Origin of the sequence: Parapedobacter pyrenivorans (assembly GCF_014636865.1) — a bacterium.
Taxonomy (GTDB): domain Bacteria; phylum Bacteroidota; class Bacteroidia; order Sphingobacteriales; family Sphingobacteriaceae; genus Parapedobacter; species Parapedobacter pyrenivorans.
On sequence record NZ_BMER01000001.1, the window covers coordinates 167,701 to 186,877 of the forward strand.

The 19,177-nt window shown below is 46.8% G+C and carries 16 protein-coding genes and 1 tRNA gene; 10 read left to right on the plus strand and 7 right to left on the minus strand.

All coding sequences use genetic code 11. From position 1 onward, the window contains the following. Window positions 1-53 precede the first annotated feature (53 nt). From IEV98_RS00660 to IEV98_RS00670, 3 genes are read left to right on the plus strand one after another with little or no spacing between them, the layout of a single operon-like run. A complete protein-coding gene (locus IEV98_RS00660; RefSeq protein WP_188504017.1) occupies window positions 54-1,025 on the plus strand; it encodes a polyprenyl synthetase family protein in 972 nt (323 codons plus the stop codon). Window positions 1,026-1,027: 2 nt separating this feature from the next. After that, complete coding sequence (locus IEV98_RS00665; RefSeq protein WP_188504018.1) at window positions 1,028-2,080, plus strand: TerC/Alx family metal homeostasis membrane protein; 1,053 nt, start codon at window positions 1,028-1,030, stop codon at window positions 2,078-2,080. Next, entirely contained in the window at window positions 2,077-3,555 is a 1,479-nt protein-coding gene (locus IEV98_RS00670; RefSeq protein ID WP_188504019.1) for a M28 family peptidase, read from the plus strand. The genes IEV98_RS00665 and IEV98_RS00670 overlap by 4 nt, the downstream gene beginning before the upstream one ends. On the opposite strand, the gene IEV98_RS00675 is transcribed toward IEV98_RS00670, so the two are convergent. Beyond that, window positions 3,552-3,833: a GNAT family N-acetyltransferase gene (locus IEV98_RS00675; protein WP_188504020.1), complete on the minus strand. Its 282-nt coding sequence runs from the start codon at window positions 3,831-3,833 to the stop codon at window positions 3,552-3,554. The two genes, IEV98_RS00670 and IEV98_RS00675, sit on opposite strands and share 4 nt — an antisense overlap. Window positions 3,834-3,870: 37 nt before the next feature. Then, the gene (locus IEV98_RS00680) at window positions 3,871-6,012 is read right to left on the minus strand and encodes a prolyl oligopeptidase family serine peptidase (RefSeq protein ID WP_188504021.1); all 2,142 of its coding nucleotides are present in this window, start codon (window positions 6,010-6,012) and stop codon (window positions 3,871-3,873) included. Between the two features lie 181 nt (window positions 6,013-6,193). On the opposite strand from IEV98_RS00680, the gene IEV98_RS00685 reads away from it, so the two are divergent. The 7 genes from IEV98_RS00685 to IEV98_RS00715 all read left to right on the plus strand — a co-directional run bounded on the left by IEV98_RS00685 (window position 6,194) and on the right by IEV98_RS00715 (window position 11,225). After that, window positions 6,194-6,943: a UDP-2,3-diacylglucosamine diphosphatase gene (locus tag IEV98_RS00685; RefSeq protein WP_188504022.1), complete on the plus strand. Its 750-nt coding sequence runs from the start codon at window positions 6,194-6,196 to the stop codon at window positions 6,941-6,943. Beyond that, window positions 6,931-7,530, plus strand: a complete 600-nt coding sequence (locus IEV98_RS00690; RefSeq protein ID WP_229738494.1) for a Crp/Fnr family transcriptional regulator — start codon at window positions 6,931-6,933, stop codon at window positions 7,528-7,530. Before IEV98_RS00685 ends, IEV98_RS00690 begins: the two co-directional genes overlap by 13 nt. An 80-nt stretch (window positions 7,531-7,610) precedes the next feature. Next, window positions 7,611-7,940: a DMT family transporter gene (locus IEV98_RS00695; protein ID WP_188504023.1), complete on the plus strand. Its 330-nt coding sequence runs from the start codon at window positions 7,611-7,613 to the stop codon at window positions 7,938-7,940. Window positions 7,941-8,042: 102 nt separating this feature from the next. Continuing rightward, the gene (gene prfA / locus IEV98_RS00700) at window positions 8,043-9,116 is read left to right on the plus strand and encodes a peptide chain release factor 1 (RefSeq protein ID WP_188504024.1); all 1,074 of its coding nucleotides are present in this window, start codon (window positions 8,043-8,045) and stop codon (window positions 9,114-9,116) included. A 66-nt stretch (window positions 9,117-9,182) separates the two neighbouring features. After that, window positions 9,183-9,256: transfer RNA gene (locus tag IEV98_RS00705), tRNA-Asp, on the plus strand. Between the two features lie 185 nt (window positions 9,257-9,441). Beyond that, complete coding sequence (locus tag IEV98_RS00710) at window positions 9,442-10,530, plus strand: sensor histidine kinase (protein WP_188504025.1); 1,089 nt, start codon at window positions 9,442-9,444, stop codon at window positions 10,528-10,530. After that, window positions 10,527-11,225, plus strand: coding sequence for a LytR/AlgR family response regulator transcription factor (locus IEV98_RS00715; RefSeq protein WP_188504026.1), 699 nt, complete (start codon window positions 10,527-10,529; stop codon window positions 11,223-11,225). The genes IEV98_RS00710 and IEV98_RS00715 overlap by 4 nt, the downstream gene beginning before the upstream one ends. Window positions 11,226-11,253: 28 nt before the next feature. Here the strand turns inward: IEV98_RS00715 and IEV98_RS00720 are convergent, their stop codons facing one another. From IEV98_RS00720 to IEV98_RS00740, 5 genes are all read right to left on the minus strand, one after another. Next, entirely contained in the window at window positions 11,254-14,367 is a 3,114-nt protein-coding gene (locus tag IEV98_RS00720; protein WP_188504027.1) for a lantibiotic dehydratase, read from the minus strand. Next, window positions 14,351-14,794, minus strand: coding sequence for a response regulator (locus IEV98_RS00725; protein WP_188504028.1), 444 nt, complete (start codon window positions 14,792-14,794; stop codon window positions 14,351-14,353). The genes IEV98_RS00720 and IEV98_RS00725 overlap by 17 nt, the downstream gene beginning before the upstream one ends. A 28-nt stretch (window positions 14,795-14,822) precedes the next feature. Continuing rightward, window positions 14,823-14,999: a hypothetical protein gene (locus IEV98_RS00730; protein WP_188504029.1), complete on the minus strand. Its 177-nt coding sequence runs from the start codon at window positions 14,997-14,999 to the stop codon at window positions 14,823-14,825. Between the two features lie 236 nt (window positions 15,000-15,235). Continuing rightward, window positions 15,236-16,321 (minus strand): Kelch repeat-containing protein, encoded by a 1,086-nt coding sequence (locus tag IEV98_RS00735; RefSeq protein ID WP_188504030.1) that lies wholly within the window; start codon window positions 16,319-16,321, stop codon window positions 15,236-15,238. Beyond that, window positions 16,318-19,161, minus strand: coding sequence for a hypothetical protein (locus tag IEV98_RS00740; RefSeq protein WP_188504031.1), 2,844 nt, complete (start codon window positions 19,159-19,161; stop codon window positions 16,318-16,320). The genes IEV98_RS00735 and IEV98_RS00740 overlap by 4 nt, the downstream gene beginning before the upstream one ends. Between the last annotated feature and the right edge of the window lie 16 nt (window positions 19,162-19,177).

Here is a 19,177-nt window from a genome sequence, read left to right on the forward strand (position 1 = left end):
TCTTGCGCCGATTTTAACAGACAAATTACACTCGTGGCTGCCGACCGTTTCACATGCTCAAACTAAGCGAAATACAGAGGCCCATTGAAGGGGAGCTGACAACTTTTGAAGATAAATTCAAGGAATCGATGCGAAGCTCGGTTCCGCTGCTCGACCGCATTACCCATTACATCGTTAAACGCAAAGGCAAACAAATGCGCCCCATGTTTGTCTTCTTCTCGGCAGGCTTATGTGGCACCATCAACGATGCTACGCATCGGGGCGCAGCGCTTGTAGAGCTTTTGCATACGGCTACGTTGGTGCACGATGATGTGGTAGACAATGCCAATGTACGGCGTGGTTTCTTTTCGGTGAATGCACTTTGGAAAAATAAGATTGCCGTACTTGTTGGTGACTTCTTACTCGCAAAGGGGATGCAGTTATCTTTGAAAAACGATGACTTTGTGATGCTAAGAATTGTTAGTGATGCGGTGCAACAAATCATCGAAGGCGAATTGCTACAGCTCGAAAAAGCCAGGCGCATGGACATTGAAGAATCCGTTTATTTTGAGGTCATCCGGCAGAAAACGGCTTCCCTCATCGCTTCGTGCTGTGCATGCGGAGCAGCTTCAGCTGGAGCCGACGAAGCAACCATCAATCAGATGCACCGATTTGGCGAAAAAGTAGGCATAGCCTTCCAGATCAAAGACGATTTGTTCGATTTTGGCATCGATGACGTGGGAAAACCCTTAGGGAACGACATCAAGGAAAAAAAACTGACCCTGCCATTGATCCATGCATTGAAGCAAGTTAGCAAATCCGAAAAAAGGCGCATCATCAATTTGGTGAAAAATCATAACGAAGACCACCACAAAGTAAACGAAGTAATCGCCTTTGTAAAGGCAAATGGGGGGATGGAATACGCCACGTCGCAGATGCTGGCCTATCAACAGGAAGCATTCGATATCCTTACCCACTTCCCAGCCGGTGAGCACCGGCATGGGTTGGAACAATTGGTAAAATATACAACTGAACGGAACAAATAAATATGAGTAACGAACTTTTATTCTTTGGTGGCTTTTTACTTTTTATTATACTCATGTTGGCCATCGATTTAGGCCTTTTCAGCAAAAGTAATACCGCTGTAAGCTTCAAACAGGCGGCCATAATGAGCGCCGTTTGGGTGGCCTTCGCCTTGGGCTTTTACGTAGTTTTACGTGTTTGGGGGCACGAACTTCATGATATTCAAGATTTTGCTCGATTGGAGGAAGTCACAAAAAAACACCTCCATAACATCCGACTGATACCTGATGATTTTATAGCGAGTTTAAGCCTGTATAAACAGAATCTGGCACTCGAATACATTACCGGTTACGTGGTGGAGTATGCGCTATCCGTAGACAACATATTCGTCATGGTACTGGTATTCAGCTCATTCGGCGTACCCACACAATATTACCATAAAGTATTGGTATGGGGTATTATCGGTGCCATCGTGCTGCGCTTCCTCTTTATCTTTTTGGGTGCGGCACTGATCAGCCAGTTTGGATGGATACTCTACATTTTCGGGATTTTTCTGGTATATACGGGCATCATGATGTTTATCCATCGCAACCAGGAAGAAGAAATTGATCCGCAGAATCATACCGTAGTGAAGTTTGCTTCGAAATATTTCTCCGTCTATCCGACATTCGTAAAAGGCAAGTTTTTTCACGCAGAACTTGGGAAGAAATATGTTACACCCTTGTTTCTGGTGTTGTTGGTCATCGAATTTACCGACCTGATATTTGCCGTGGATTCCATTCCGGCCATCTTTGCTGTGACGAAAGATCCTTACATCGTATTTTTCTCCAACATCTTTGCCATTCTCGGATTACGTTCGATGTTCTTCTTATTGGTCAATATCATCCATAAATTCCATTACCTAAAAACCGGGCTTTCATTCCTGCTGGTATTCATCGGATCGAAGATGTTGCTGCACGATTGGCTAACAGCCTGGGGTTTTACAACATCACATTCACTCATCGTAATCGTGTCCATATTAGCCCTCAGTGTAATTGCATCGCTCGTTTTTCCGAAGAAAGAAGAAACCAGTATATGATCCAATTCCTGAAACCCTTCATAGTTTCCTTGTCCGCTTTGCTCCTCGGGATCCCGACTCCTTACCTATTGGCGCAGGAACAGCACGAATGGGAAACGGTATTCGGGCGGATCAATGTGGAAGTATTGGACCATTCAGAAGCTTATGCACGACTTGACGAATCCATTGAGCAGATTGGTCATCGACTCACCGGCTCTCCCAATGGGGAAAAAGCTGAGCAATATGTATATGATTTATTGAAATCTTATGGGTTTTCGGATGTTTCTTTCCAGCCTTTTTCAACAAACGGATGGGCGCGCGAATACCTCAATCTTCAAGTAGGCACACCGGGGAGCATGCAACCGTTGAGCGCCGTTGCGCTGGCTAGCACGCCGGCTTCGGCCAATGTAACAGCCGAATTGGTAGACCTAGGAAATGGCCTGGAAAGCGACTACCTAGCAAATTCGGAAATAGCCCGAGGCAAAATTGTCCTCGCGGCATTGAACTTGCTTCCCAATACACCTCCGGGCACTAAAAACCTCCACCGGTCTGCTAAAGCTGCATTGGCAATGAAATACGGAGCAAAAGGCGTTATCTTATTCAACAGCGTGAGCGGCGGCACACTGCTCACTGGCACAGCATCCATCACCGGCGAATTGCTACCCATTCCAGCTGTTTGCGTCGGATTGGAAGATGGGCATCGATTAAAAGAACGTATTGCCATGGGTGGCCAGCAAGCAACGATCGCAATGAGGAACAAAACAGGCACAATGAATGCCCGGAATGTCATCGCACGTATTGCCGGAAGTGAACTGCCAAACGAAAAAATTGTAGTAGGCGGGCACTTGGATAGTTGGGACCTTGCCCAGGGTGCTGTTGATAATGGGTTGGGGGCCTTTTCGATCGTCGACATGGCACGCACATTCAAAGCGCTGGGCATCGCGCCCAAACGGACGATTGAATTTGTACTGTTTATGGGAGAAGAACAGGGGTTGCTGGGTTCAAAAACGTATGTGCGTCAAGCATTGGCCGATGGCAGCATAGACCAAATCCGTTTCATGCTTAATTTTGACATGACCAATGACCCGAAGAGCTTCTACGCCAACTTGGTGGATAGCAAGGGACTGTTTGAAAAAATCGGTCATGTCGTATCCACCATAGACACTACGTTTAAGAACAATTTTACGGCGCAGGTGGGGTTATACAGCGACCACCAGCCTTTCATGCTGCAAGGTATCCCCACAGGCGGTGCCAATGACGGCACGCTGAGCCGGGAAGCGCTGAACTGTTATCATGCAGACTGCGACAATTTAGAGCTGGTCAATGAACAGGAAATGAAAAACACCGTACGGTTCAGCAGCATGCTGATCTATGGATTAGCAAATGCCCCTGAAATCCCCATAAAACGCTTATCGGATACCGATATCAAGCAATTGATGCTTGACAACAACTTGGAAGAAGCGTTGCGTATCGGCGGCGATTGGCGTTGGGATTAAAACAGCACATCCCTAATTTCTGGCGTTCGCTCAAATACGCTTTTCGCGTACGGGCACAAGGGTAAGATCTTGAGGTCGTTCTCTCGGGCAAACTCCACAGCGGCCATCACCAACTGCTTACCAATGCCCTTACCCGAAAAGTCAGGGTTTACCTCGGTATGATCGATAATGAACTTGTGATCGCCCGCCCACGTATAGGTCATCAGACCCGCCTCTTCCTCATTGACCAGGACACTGAACTGCCCTTTTTTACCGTTGTCGTCTCGTTGGATTTTCATCGTCATCGTTTTTATCATTGCATTATAGGCTTGTCTGTCATTCAACATAGGAGGTTCCGGTGTTCTGGAACAAAAACGCCCATTTGTCAGTTTGCTCAGCGATCACCATAGCCGTCGGCTTACCCGCCCCATGCCCTGCTTTTGTTTCAATACGTATCAACACCGGGTTCGATCCCTTATGATATTCTTGCAAACGCGCTGCAAACTTAAAGGAATGCGCGGGCACAACACGATCATCATGATCGGCCGTGGTGACCATGGTTGCTGGGTATACCGTTCCCGGTTTGAGTGCATGGTAAGGGGAATAGGCGTACAGGTAATTAAACATCTCCTCATTATCGTCGGCAGTGCCGTAATCGTACGCCCAGCCGGCGCCTGCCGTAAATTTATGGTAACGCAACATATCCAACACCCCCACAGCCGGTAACGCCACTTTGAACAGCTCCGGGCGTTGCGTCATGGTTGCACCTACTAATAGGCCTCCGTTGGACCCGCCCGCAATGCCTAGTTTTTCGGGTGATGTATAACGTTCACTAATGAGGTACTCCGCGGCAGCGATGAAATCGTCGAATACATGCTGCTTCTGCAGCTTCGTGCCTGCCAGATGCCATTTTTCACCGTATTCTCCGCCACCCCTCAAATTCGCAACCGCATACACGCCGCCCTGTTCGAGCAGGATAATGTTGGATGTACTGAATGAAGGCGTAAGGCTGATATCAAAGCCGCCATAGCCATACAACAAGGTAGGGTTATGACCATCAAGCTCCAAGCCTTTTTTATGGGTGATGATCATCGGTATCTTCGTACCGTCCTTCGATGTATAAAACACCTGTTTGGATTCATACTTCATTGGATCGAAATCAACCCCCGAAGCTTTGTATAGCTCCGAGGTACCCGATGCAATGTTGTATTTAAATATTGTAGGGGGATAAACGTAGGATGTGAAGGAGTAGTACAGCTCTTTATCGTCCATTTTGGCACTAAAGCCCGCCGCTGATCCCACATCGGGCAGCTCGATGGCACGTTCCAGCCTACCGTTGCGGTCGTACTGTTGCACCATCGAGGTCGCATCTTTGAGGTAGTTGGCAAATATTTTGCCGCCCCCCGTGCCGGGATTGAGTACATTTTCGGTCTCCGGAATCAGGTCTACCCAATTTTCGGGCTTGGGATTGCTCGCGTCCACGGTTACGATCTTCCCATTGGGTGCATTTAGATTAGTATAAATAAACAGCCGCTCCCCCTCATTGTCGATTACGGCATGGTTTTTCTCAAAATTATCGACGACAGTCAAAATCGGACTTCCCGGTTTAGATAAGTCCTGGATATACAGTTCTCCACCACTCGTGGTATTCGCCGCGGTAATGATTAGGAATCGTTCATCTTCGGTGAGGTATCCTCCAATATAACGGCGGGGTGTCACAGAGCCGCCAAAAACCAGTTTGTCCTCGCCTTGGGGGGTATTAAGCGTGTGGAAATAAAGTTTGTGTTCATCCGTTACTCCCGAAAGCGTACTCCCTTCCACTGGCTTGTCGTAGCTACTGTAATAAAATCCCGCATTCCCGCGCCACGCCAGATCACTGAATTTGACGTCCAACAAGGTATCGCCGACAATGGATTTATCTTCTGTACGGATCACAATTACCTTACGCCAATCGGAGCCTCCTTCGGAAATCTGGTAGGCTACCAGACTACCGTCTCGACTAAATGCTATACCGGCCAGTGATGTGGTACCATCTTCTGAAAATTTATTGGGATCAAGAAAGATCTCTGTCGTCCCATCTTCACCTTTCTGGCGGTACAGCACGCTTTGATTCTGCAGGCCATCGTTTTTATAAAAATAGGTATAATCTCCCTCTTTAAACGGCGCGGAAAACCTTTCGTAGTTCCAGAGCTTTTCCAATCGGGCGTAAATTGCATCACGGAAAGGGATCTGGTCGAGATAAGCATTAGTCACCTTGTTCTGTTCAGTCACCCAGGCCTTGGTGTCAGCGGCAGTATCATTCTCAAGCCAGCGATAAGGGTCAGGCACGGTAGTACCAAAATGGCTATCCGCCACATTTCCCTTTTCCGTGGACGGATAAGGTAATAACGTTATTTCTTCTGCAGGATTAATAGCCTTTTCATTTTGACAGGCTGTGACGAGTGTAGCCAATACGATGGTTTTGAAATTTTTGTTCATGTTGCAACGGTTTATGTGTACATTGGTTTATACGTAATAAACCCCAATAGAGCAAAGCTAATAAGAATTTCCCTATTTTTTCGCTATACCAAAGTCTCAATGGCCGCAGAGCGTCCTATAATTTTCTTTTACATGTATATATGATGTTGCATGTAAAAGAAAATTAGCTAAGTTTGGCCGCATGGCCATACGCGACAAAATTTATTTCGCTTCGGATTTCCATCTGGGCGCCCAACCCCATTCGTCAATCCGTGAACGCGAAGCGCGTATTGTCCGGTGGCTCGACAACATCAAGTCGGACGCAACAGAGCTATACCTGATGGGCGACGTTTTCGACTTTTGGTTCGAATATGCTACTGTGGTGCCGAGAGGATACATCCGATTTTTGGGTAAGCTGGCAGAATTGGCCGATATCGGCATCAAGCTCACGCTTTTCAAGGGCAACCACGATATGTGGATGTTCGGCTACCTAAAAAACGAGCTTGGCGCCACAATCATCGAAAATGAACTGATCATTGAACGTAGCGGAAAAACCTTCTACCTGCACCATGGCGACGGGCTGGGTCCGGGTGATAGCAAATACAAGCTGCTCAAAAATGTATTCAGAAGCCGGCTGTGCCAGTGGTTGTTTGCCCGGTTGCATCCCAATCTGGGAATCGGAATCGCCCAGCGGTGGTCGGCCCATAGCCGTATCGCCTCCCATGGCCAAGAGACTTTTCAAGGGGAGGCTAACGAATGGCTGGTCACCTATGCGAAGGAAGTACTCATGCACCACCATTACGATTATTTCATCTTTGGCCACCGCCACCTCCCCATTGACATGGCGTTGCCCAAAGGCAGCAGGTATATCAATCTGGGTGAATGGATAAATTACAACACCTATGCAGTATTCGATGGTGAAACATTGGAGTTAAAGGAATGGACAGCATGATACCACAGCGGGCTAACACGACCTGGGATATCGACAAAATCATCACGCGTTCGCTCGATATTCCCGTCAATTCGCTCCGGAAGATTACCGACATCGTTCGGTCCGTTGAATTCCCGAAAGGGCATTTACTTTTCCGTGGAGGCAAGGTCGAACATGACATGTATTTCCTCGCGAAAGGCATCGCTCATGCATACTACTACCACGAAGCGAATAAAGTTACCTTGTGTTTCAACAGCGAGGGTGACGCGCTGATTTCCTTGAAAAGTTACATCCAGCACCAGCCTGGCTACGAACATATTGAACTGCTCGAACCCTGTAAATTATACCATTTGAAGACCGCAAGCCTCTATGAATTATATAATTCCGACATCCACATCGCCAATTGGGGGCGTAAGCTAGCTGAACTGGAATTGATTAAGGCTGAAGAACAATTGATGTCAAAGCTTTTCAAAACTGCTTCAGAACGATACCAAGAGCTCATCCAAAAGCAACCAAGCTTACTCCAACGCGTGCCATTGGGCACCATCGCATCTTACCTTGGCATCAGCCAAGTGACGTTAAGCCGGATTCGGGCGGAGGTAAGGTAACTTACTTTTTTATCATTTGTAAAATCTTACTCCTAACTAAATGTAGATATTTGCACCGCATAAGTTAAGTAATAGTTGGCATGAACTGGATTATCCTTATTATAGCCGGCCTTTTCGAAGTCGGCTTTACAACAAGTCTGGGCAAAGCAAAAGAGACAACGGGCCTCACGTCCTACTGGTGGTATGGCAGCTTCGCGGTGTGTCTTACCGCAAGCATGGTCTTACTGATTAAGGCCACGCAGACCCTGCCGTTGGGCACGGCGTACGCCGTGTGGACGGGCATCGGAGCTGTCGGCACGGTACTGATGGGTATTTTATTCTTTAATGAGCCAGCCACCCTGTGGCGGCTTGTCTTCATTACCACACTCATCGGATCCATTATCGGGCTTAAAGTGGTTGCATCACACTGACGGGGATTGTCGCAAAAAAACGTACTTTTGTCCACGGTTTGCTGCGTCGTGTTTCTGCATCCACGTACGAAAACATACCAGCGAAATCACAAATAGATCGTCATGTTAGAAAAATTAAAAGCCATAAAAGACCGCTGGGAGGAAGTGGAACGCGAGCTGAGCAGCCCCGATGCCATCAATGATATGAAACGGTATGCCCAGCTCAATAAGGAATACAAGGACCTGGGAAAAATCGTGGAGCAGTATCACCTTTATAAAAATATGGTGAGTAACATCGAAACCAACAAGGGTATCCTAACCCATGAAAAAGACCAGGAACTACGTGAGATGGCCAAGGAAGAATTGGATATCTTGTTGGAACAGAAAGACACGAAAGAAGAGGAAATACGCCTGATGCTCATTCCGAAAGACCCTGAAGATTCTAAAAATGCCATCCTCGAAATCCGGGGCGGTACGGGCGGGGACGAAGCAGCTTTATTTGCCGGGGATTTATATCGAATGTATAGCCGCTATTTTGAAGAAAAAGGATGGCGGGCTGAAGTGATGGATGTTACCGAAGGAACAGCGGGCGGTTATAAGGAAGTTATTCTGAAAGTAACGGGTGAGGACGTTTACGGCCAATTGAAATACGAGTCGGGCGTACACCGTGTGCAGCGCGTTCCCGACACCGAAACCCAAGGCCGTGTACACACTTCCGCGGCATCGGTAGCCGTACTGCCCGAAGCAGAGGAAGTAGACGTGGAGATCAATCCGGCAGATGTAGAATTGCAAACTTCACGTTCGGGCGGGGCCGGCGGGCAAAACGTCAATAAAGTGGAGACCAAAGTCCAGCTCACCCACAAACCAACAGGTATCGTGGTGGTATGCCAGGTGGAACGCTCACAATTAGCCAACCGCGAGCTTGCCATGGAAATGCTACGGTCCAAGCTTTATGAACTTGAAGTACAGAAAAAACATGGCGATATCGCGGCAAAGCGCAAAACCATGGTCTCTACCGGCGACCGATCTGCCAAAATCCGGACCTACAATTATCCGCAGGGGCGCGTAACCGAACACCGCATTGGGCTAACCATGTATAACCTCCCAGCCATCATGGATGGTGATATTCAAGAGATTATCGATGCGCTCCAATTTGCAGAAAACGCGGAGAAAATGAAAGATGGAACCACAGTATAATTATTTTAAAATTTTTGTTTGCAAATAGATAAAACAAGCTATATTTGCAGACCCGAAAGGGAAGCAGGTTCGGTAGTTCAGCTGGTTAGAATACATGCCTGTCACGCATGGGGTCGCGGGTTCGAGTCCCGTCCGGACCGCTCGAAAAAAACCTCTCTAAGATGATTAGAGGGGTTTTTTCTTTTCCAGGAAATGGAACGCCTCCAGAACCCGTTTATGAAGCTTTAACAACTTGAAGCAAAAGAAAACGTTTAATCATTTTAAATAGGATAAACCGCCTTCATTATCTACTTTTACATTTGATAGAATTGAGGCCAAGATCTAAATGGTACGTGACTTTAACTGGTTTGGATGGTACACGCCAAAGGTGCGTGTCATTTGCCATGTCATGTTTTGGTTCTTCCTGACGCTCCTTTATTACTTGAATTATGTCAGGCTGGCTGGCTCCCATTCCTGGCTATATGTGTTTAAAGACCTATTTGCTACCTCTACCCTGTTCTATTTCACCACCTCCTTCGTGGTCAACCATTGGTTACTCAAACGGAAATACATCCCCACCTTACTTTGGATCATCTTCACCTATCTATGGTGGCTGACGCTGACGTATGTTGCCTGTTGGATTGACGTCAACTTTTTACCGGAAGCCCCTGAATATTGGCAAAGGTACCTTGCGCTTGTGCTTGACGGCGGGTTGCTTTCGCTCCTAAGCCCCGGAAGCCTACCCATTTTTATTTTGGACTACATATACGTTATCTCTTTTCCGCTTTGGCCCAGGCTGATGAAAAGAATGATCGAACAATCCTACCTGACAACCAAACTAGAACGGGATAAACTTGCCATGGAACTGAATTTCCTGAAAACACAGATATCCCCGCACTTCCTGTTCAATACGTTGACCAATATCTATCAAATGGTGCGATTAGGTGAGCCCCATGCACCCACCGCAATTATGCAGCTTGCCGATATGATGCGCTATATCCTCTATAAATCAAAACAGAGCACGATACCATTGAATCAGGAAACTAAATTCATCCAAGACTACATCCAGCTCGTGAGGATACGATACAAAACAGATTTCCCGCTCCACTGCAACATCAAAGAGCCCGATGAACCCTACCAGATACTGCCACTGCTTTTAATCCCGTATGTTGAAAATGCTTTTAAACACGGTCCGGACAGGAGTCTTCGGAATGCCTGGGTATCCATTGCCTTAACGATTGAAAACGATGTCTTGGTATTCATCGTAGAAAATGGCGTGAACAAGCTCTCCCCAGAACCTGAAAAGGGCGGTGCTGGACTTGAAAATGTCCGAAGAAGGCTTGAGTTGCACTATCCAGAAACACATAAACTCAATATCCAAGATAACAGTGACAGTTTCCACGTATCACTGACATTGAATTTAAAATCCCTATGAACATAACCTGCATAGCACTTGAAGATGAATTTTACGCCAAGGTTCATTTGGAAGCTTGTATCGTAAAAACACCTTTCCTTGAATTAAAAGGCAGCTTCGAAAACGCCCTAAGCGCTTGGGAATATTTAAAAAATGAAAACATTGACCTGGTGATATCGGATATTGCCATGCCCGATATTACCGGGGTGGCATTCTTGAAAAACCTCAGCAATCCGCCTTTATTCATATTTGTGACCGCTAATACGGAGTTTGCTGCAGAAAGCTATGAGCTTAATGTCGTGGACTACGTCGTTAAACCCTACGACTATGCCCGGTTCCTAAAAGCGGCCACCAAGGCCCAAAACCGCCTGAACAATGGTCAATCACATCCAACCATCATGGATTTTGTATCTGTAAGGGATGGCTATAAAAACATCATCATCCGATTCAGCGAAATCTTTTTCGTCGAAGGGAGCAAAGAATACGTCACTGTTTACACGGCGGAAAAAAATATCCTATTCAGAAAATCACTCATCCAAATGGAACAAATCCTTCCATCGGAAAAGTTCCTCAGGGTACAAAAATCCTATATTGTCAATTTAGATTTCGTCCGGGAGGTTACAACGAGTAAAATCATTATGAAAGGAGGACTTCAGAACATACCCGTCGGACCGCAATACCGCCCTGAATTATTCAGGCGTTTTGGATTGGAGTGATCCGTGGTTCAAGATAAACAGGAATCCTTTAGACCGTGCACTCCACTTCAGCCCGACAAATTTGAGCGTGGTAAAACTTTCCGAGGAAATGGTAGATTACCATTTCATTCTCTCGTTGATTAACAAAGAAGACCTTATTCAGGTACATATGGCAAAGGCTGGCTAGGATGGAGCCCGTCTTCCCCCCGCGCCACTTGCCAAGGTCTGAAAATACATTTTCCAGTGCGGCAACTCGCTCTATCCTATAATTGTTTATCGTACCGCTGGTTTTACGATGGTCAAGCAGGTTTACTTCAAGAATTGACCTAAATTTTCTATACCGGTTATCGATTTTCGCTTTAATTTTCCGGTCAACCTTAAATTCGTGCGCAAAAGCATCACGCCAATTGTCTACCATTGTGAGTTTCTCCGAAGTGGTTGCACCGAATGCATCGAGCATGTCATCAATTCCAGCAGCTGCACAAATCCATCGGGTCTGTTCGCCTCCCGGCCGGAGAAATAAGGGAAGCATTTGCAATACATGGTTACTATCAATCCCGAAGATTTCCTCGCAGCTTTCCATTGTACGTTCACCATACCGTTCAATTTCCCGCTCATACGTATCGAAGGTCAACCGGTGCACGATCCCCGATGCGATCAAAGGAGAAAAAGATTCACTTATTGCTAACATCAGACCGGCATAATCCAGGGCTGGTATGGCTCCCTTAGTAAGGAATCGCAAACGGATATGTGCCTCTGGATCACGATAACGAATAAAGTGCCATTTCGCTATCAGACCCCTACCCTTGAAACCTTTAATAATATGCGGTAGATGTTCCATCAAAATACGATCAGCATCACGTTCCCCGCAGTATATTTTTGTGTACAGCCATTCGCTACCCGGCGGAAACGAACGAATCAAATCCCCCTTTATATCCATATTTCCGGATGGGGGGCAATCCCGGATTACCGAATCCGTATAAAATGGCAGAATAACCTCGTTTGCATAAGCACGATTCTCCATATCTGAAACCGGACTGCCATTTTCATGCAAGCATTCAAGAAGTTTGGCGTTCCCCTTTTTCAGCCGCTCCAGCAATATCTGCTGTGCAAAGGGATTTGTTAGATCAAGGACAAGTTCATTGTCCGCATCAGCCAAAACAACCATTCCAGGCAATCCGAATCTTGCGCGCAGTCCCGCTACCATCGTGCTCTCGCCAACCTTTGCCAAATCATCAACAGAACCCTTTGGGATGTTCCATTCCGCGCGGGAAAGTATCAGGTGCTTGTAAATAACCCTGGGCAGAAAAGGCAACCCGTCCAATGCTCCCCATTCCCAAGAAATATCAAGTGAATTGGACTGGAACTGTAGATCACAAAGAAATTGGTAAGCGGTAACACCATAACGGAAGTTATGGGCACAACTGAGCCTTGGTATCACATATTTATCAAGTGAACCGGAACGAAGCCATACCATTCCGTCTTTCACGGAAACATACAGGTCAGTCAAAGGAATCTGTGATTGATCCGGAACCGTGCAATTAGCAAGTAAGGGGATTTCATACCGTCTTAGCTGTGGCCGCTGCATAATGTTTCCGATACGATCTTCCGGTAGGTGCACAATTTCAGCCATCACGGCATTTTTACTTTTCGCTTCTTCCCAAGAAGCGATTTCCCGTAGTCTGCATTCCAAAGCCGGATCAAGGTGTGAAAACCTCGCCATCAATGGCAATGCGGATGGGCCGCCACATGCCATTACGTTAAAGCGGAACTTACCGGAATCAAGTTCATGTCCATTTGGGGCCAAAATCTCGCCAAGCACGAATCCGGTAAGGGGGAGATCCCGATTGGCTGGCTTTAGTGGCGCTCTTGCAATCAAATCTGTAATAGCAATTTCCGGCACATCGGGTGAAAACCCACCCAATTCCCGATATCGGGCGTAGATTGACCGGCTCAAATGGGAATGCAAATCGGTATTATTATTGTTCCTCGAAAGCCCCAGTCCCTTAATCAATGGGTTGCAATCCAGATACTGTCCGTCCTTATCTCCATAGCCGATACCTCTATCCTGATCGAGTACCTCCATCAAAGGCATTTCGCGCTCCCCGTAACGCGCCAAAAATCGCCGACAGAAGTCTTGGATTTGTTTTGGAACAATGGGTTCGTTGAGTGGAAGTAATTCGGCAACCTCGCGCAAAATGGTATCACGGGCCCGTTTTCCCAATACATTGTGGGTTGAACCGATGCGCAAGTCAACCTGCACTATATCTTTTCCGCTCCACCCATTTTCCAATGGTCCCAACGCTGATTTTAGGGCGCTTGCGGGGATAAGCCCGGCCATTGCTTGCTTAGCATATCCCTTTAAGTGCCTCAGGTGTGCAACCATATCGTTTTCAGGGCACAATCCGCCCAATCTCTTCAATAGATAATTGTAATGGTTTTCACCCGTTACAGATGCTTCTAATTCAGAAACCAACAATTGTTCCTTTACTAGCAGATCCAGGTATTCCGAGGCTGCAGCCGCCGGAACTCCCATTTCCGATACGTGGGCCACGAGCTCATTAAACCGGATGGGTGCTTTGGCAATTTCCAGTACAGATTGCAGAATCGGGTTTTTTGTAACCTTCGTCCACTGGTAGGACCTCCTGCCTGCCCCTTCCTTCCGTTCTATGAACCTGTATTGCTCCCCTTGTTCAAATAGACTGTTATTCACGGTGTATTCCAACGAATGCCTAATGGAACTTTGTGACATCGCGGTTTTGGCGATGTGGCCCGAAAAGCCCATATCGAATCGCACGTGGGGTGATTGTTGGCCCGAAAGCTCAATTCGCGAGTATTCAGAAAACTCCCCCAATGAAATTCCGGAGAACTTACCAAATGGTGTTGACCTGGCAGACATCCGCAAGACATACTTAAACAAAGACAATCGAACTTTCGGAGACAACGGGTATAACGGCGATTTCAGCCACTCCACGAGCTGCCTGCCCAATTCTTCGCTTGCTATGCAAATAGCATCTACCAATTCCGGATCGGAGAACAGCTTGAGAAAATAAGCATCAAGCAATTCCTGATGGAAACATTGATTAAGTTCCCCCAAGGTTGCCAAAGGCAACCTCGGGGTCCTTAATAGGTAGATGTCCATACCTTCAATTCCGGGAGTCATGCTGCTGTCCCAAACGTTCCCTAATCACATCATCGAGACACCTATTAAACCTTTCAAATGAAACAGGCTTGCAGAGTTCCCGTGGATTGGTTAACAAGTCCCTTTTTTGGTAATGGCTTAGCGGAATAGCAGAAACAACAACGATGCTGGATTCTTGTGGAAGCATCCCGAAGTGAAAATCTCCACAATTACCTAGTGGGATAATCAGATCAAGAAAAATAATATCCGGCTTTAAGGACTGGACCACTTTAGCAAGCTGTTCCATTTCCGTTACCACACCCAAAAGTTTGAGGTCTTTCCTAGACGCGACAAGATCCTTAATCATTTCGATCGAAAAAGGTTCGTTCTCCACAATGAGGCATCCAAAAACCCTGTAATGGATTGATCCATTTGGAATTCCTAAACGCCGTTGCTTGTCCAGTATCATTGCTATTTCAGTGTTCGGATAGCGTTTCTTATTTTAAAGCCATTTTAGTGGTTGTGGTGGTGGTGCTGATGGTCATGCCGCTGATGGTATCCCCATCACCCCAAAAACCATCACCTTCCCGTAGGGCGCGGTGGTCGGCGCTGCAAAGTGTTTCTTTTTCAAGTTTCAGAAACTTGTCGAGCAGTTCATTACTGAATCTTTTCATGGCATCAGAATTTAGTTAGCTGTCAAAATCGACAAGGCGAAACTACATCATGAAAATACATTTGGCAAAACTTTGCAACCAAACGAAGGACTAAGCCTACCAAACAAGGAATAGCGTCAACAATCGAGGGGGCAAGCAAAACCCCTTCAACGTCATTCTTTTCATGCCAATAAGAACTCGGGGCGAGAATCTACCCCAGAAAGGGAAATGAACTTTATAATAAATTAAGGCCGTATCTATTCAGTATCACAGCCATCCGGTCGTTTGCTCAGTTCATATACGCCATTCAATTGGTTTCCAGCCAATAGGAGTAGCGACTGATTATAAACAACCAGTGAAGAGGCATGGGTCTTAGGACCATTGGCTTTTTTCGCTAAAGCCAGCCATTTCCCATCTCCTCCCATATAACAAACATCATTCTTATTATAAGCATCTGTTATTGATCCGGAAATCACCGAATTGCCTCCGATAAGCCAAAGCTTGTCATCGAATATGATTGTATTGGGATATTGCACGCCGTCAATGGGAATGGGTTGCGCCTTACTCCAATTGATTCCATCTTCGGTACTGTATACCTCCCGGCTATAGTCGAAATCAGACAGCTCTCCATCTCCATACCAACCTCCCGACACCTGATAAATACGATCGTTAAAAACGCTCATCGTCCCAACAAGATTCTTGCCCATATGTTTGAGGGAGTCGGCAAGGCACCGCCAGGTAACCCCCTTATCTTCGGACACGTAAATATCTGTTTTTCCCGACTTGAAATCAGGCAGACCTTGTCCGCCGCCAACGAAGAAACGCCCCTTGTACTCGACGCCTGCCATCAGCATCCTATTGCCGAAAGGGGATTTATCAGAAATCAATTGCCAATTCATCAGATCTTTCGACCTCCAGACTTCCGCCCGTTCAGCTTCACTGTTATATTGATCTCCACCGATGACATAGACATATCCATCGTCCGAATCTATACATACAAACGTATGCCGGGGTGCGAACGCAGCTTTCGAAAACAATGTCCAATTCCTTCCACCATCCCCACTCTTCCATATTTCATTGGTTGTAGCATGAAATGGCGGTGCAAAAGCCCTCGGATTCCAGCCCCCGATAAGAAATAACTCATCGCCGCGTGCAATCGCAGCGATCCCATCCCGCCATTGCGGAAAAATGCTATCCGACAACAATGTCCATTGAAATTCCTCACAAGGCCGCTGCGAAATCTCAACCTTTTCATTAAACCGCTTATCGACGAAAGATCGCTCGGATAATCCCAGAAAAAACGGAAGGAAACCGATAAGTACTATCAATAAATTTATACTCATTTATAAAAAGCCGTTAGCTGGAGAGTTCCCCTCTTGCCGGTAAGATCGATGGTTTCTTGATCTGCATCAAAGGCGCGGTGTACCTTACCATTGAGTTCGACCTTTTCAATTCGTCGTTTGCCGGGTGTACGCAGGCGAATAAAAACTCGTTCCGCTACATCGACCTGACTGGGCATGGTTACCGCGACATTGATTTTCCCATTATCGATATCCGAGGTGATCAAATAATCCAGTTCTCCAAATAGTGTAGGTGCCTTTTCAACCTTAATATGCTTCCCTTGGGCTAACCAACCGCGCGGCGTTGAATGAGCCAAGTGAAGTTCCACTGGGGCTCCCATTTCTCCTTCTGTTTCGTAAACCAACATCAAGCGCAGCATCAGCAAAAACCAACTGTTGTTGAAACTTGAGGGGCTTAGATAAGACGTTCTATAATACTCTCCAGGATACGGCCCCACGGTATCCCCTTCTCCCGAAATAAATGTATTTCGCGTCATACCGTGCGCCAACTTCGCATACAAAGAGAGCACCAATCGGTCTGGATCATCCATCATGGCTATCACACGACTGATATTCAGCCCGTATACATTATCCACACCAGTTGTCTTATAGCCGGGCAACCCATCCTTCCGATAATCGCCTATGGCTACCGGGTAATAGTTGAAACGGACCATGCCTAAAAAAAACGCGCCACAGTTCTTCAAATATTGATAGTATCCCGAGACCAGCTCACGATCTAAAAAACCCGATGCGGCTACATAAGGGAAACATAAATTCCAATAAGAACCGTATTTGGACGCCGTAATCATCGCATATGGCGCTGGCTTCGCTTTTGTAAACAGTTCCGTCGGCAAAAAAATACTACCATCGGATAATAACGTCTTACTTTCATTTACCGCACGGAGCAATCGGTTTCGGAGGCTATCCGCCAATGTCACGAAACGGCTGCCAACAGCCGATTGGCTAAGTGATAGCAGGATAGCGGCCATATCCCGCATACCGCGCCACGCAACCGCCTGATGATGGAGATAAACCAATTTTTCAGGGATGTCCCCGGAAAACGCTTCGGCACTCAATACCCCATTTGCAGAAGCCTCCATTTGTGCCTGAAAATCTTCCATAAAACCGATAAATTTCTGCTCATGGCGCCGGATAAATGCGGTATCTTTCGACAGGTGATAGTATTGAGCGGAATGCGATAACAATTCACCCATTTCCCAGGTTCGGTACCTGCGAAAAGGCACGGAAAGCAATACCTCATGCATGGCCTTCTGACGCTCCAAGAAACCATATTCCCCCAGTATACGGGCAGCATCATTACCTTCGGGCTGGTACCAGGTTTGATAGGAATTACCAATGCTATAGAGGTAGCCCATAAACAGGTTCTGGATCAGCAGTCCTTTTTGCGCATTATTCACCCGCTCTTCGGGCACTTCGAATACCGCGCCTTTTGCCAGTTCACCGTCCCAAAACCCCTTCAGTTCTGCTTTCTCCACGTTATAGTAGCTGGCAGTTGGGTCAAAAGGCACACACTGGGCCGGATTTAGCAGCCTGGCCAGGTAAATCTCCTGATCACCGTGACGCAAATCTACGTCATAGACGACTGTATTTCCGCCAGTCAGTTTTCCGCCTTCGGTCAGCATTGCCCGTACCTCGTTACCGACCTTCAACACGTTTCCATTAAGCGTAAGATCTCTATCTGAGAAATGCAGTCGTACCTTTACGGCATTTACCTCCGCGTTTCTTTTTTGTATAGTCAATTTGACGAAACTAACCAGTTCTGTTGTAGCGAATGTGTAGTCAGAAAAGGATTCCTGGACATACGTCACTCCCGAATAATCTGTGTAATTATTGACCAATATCGGTTGATAACCATCTTCCAGGCTTTCCTGGGCAAGCCGGGCCTCGGCAAAGCCAAACCGTTCGCGTCCTTCTGTCCCGACAAAGAAGGTAACTTTTGATCCGGTCGCAACCTGTGAAATGACCTGGCTACCATCACCAACGTGCAGGGCAACCGGACCAAAACCGGCATTATTCAAAGGCCGGCCGAACGGCAGATAATATACGCCCGACTCCGTAACGGCCGTGCCGATGAGTTTCAAAGGAGTAAGGTAACCAGCTATATTTTCGTATGTAGGCCCCTCAGGCAATCGCAATACTTCTTCCCCCAATAAGTCTGTGCGTGAGTTCAGTGCATCATTTACGGAATTTTCATAGGCCTTAGGCGTCTTCTTCCGTTCGTCCAACATTTCATTGGCCGGCGGATCGCCTTCCCATCGGTCGAAGACTAATTCATGTGCTAAGTCATAGGCAAGCGGACCATACGTATTATAACCTTCTATTTGGTCTAGATTTTCTGCCGCCTTGGCTAATGATCCGGCAACAGTGGCCGGCTCGCCTTTAAATAACTTGAGGTAGTAAACTTGCCCCTTCTCCAAATAAACATCCGTTGCAAACTCAATTTGATGCTTACCCGGTGATTTTCCCCCCAACGATCCCGTAGCAACCACTGTTCCGTATGGCGATTCACTGGATATCTGGGCTGCAATAAGTCCACTACTTTCTTCGTGTACCCATACATATGCCGCTTTCAGCCTAGAGCACCGGGCCTCGAAGCTCGTGATGGCAATGTCATTGTCTCCGTAGATATCCGCAAACTTAGTGGCAGGTGTCGCTGGGGGATGCGAAATGACCATGCTGTCGCCCTCGCAAATCGGAGTTTGATGACGGGGGGGCAAATGTGTTCCTCCTGATGCCCACGTTTCGGATACGCAAGCAAACAGCAACAGTAGATACAATGAACCTATTGTCACTTTTCCTGCAGGGTAAAAGCAGCTGTACATCAACGGTATGATCGAA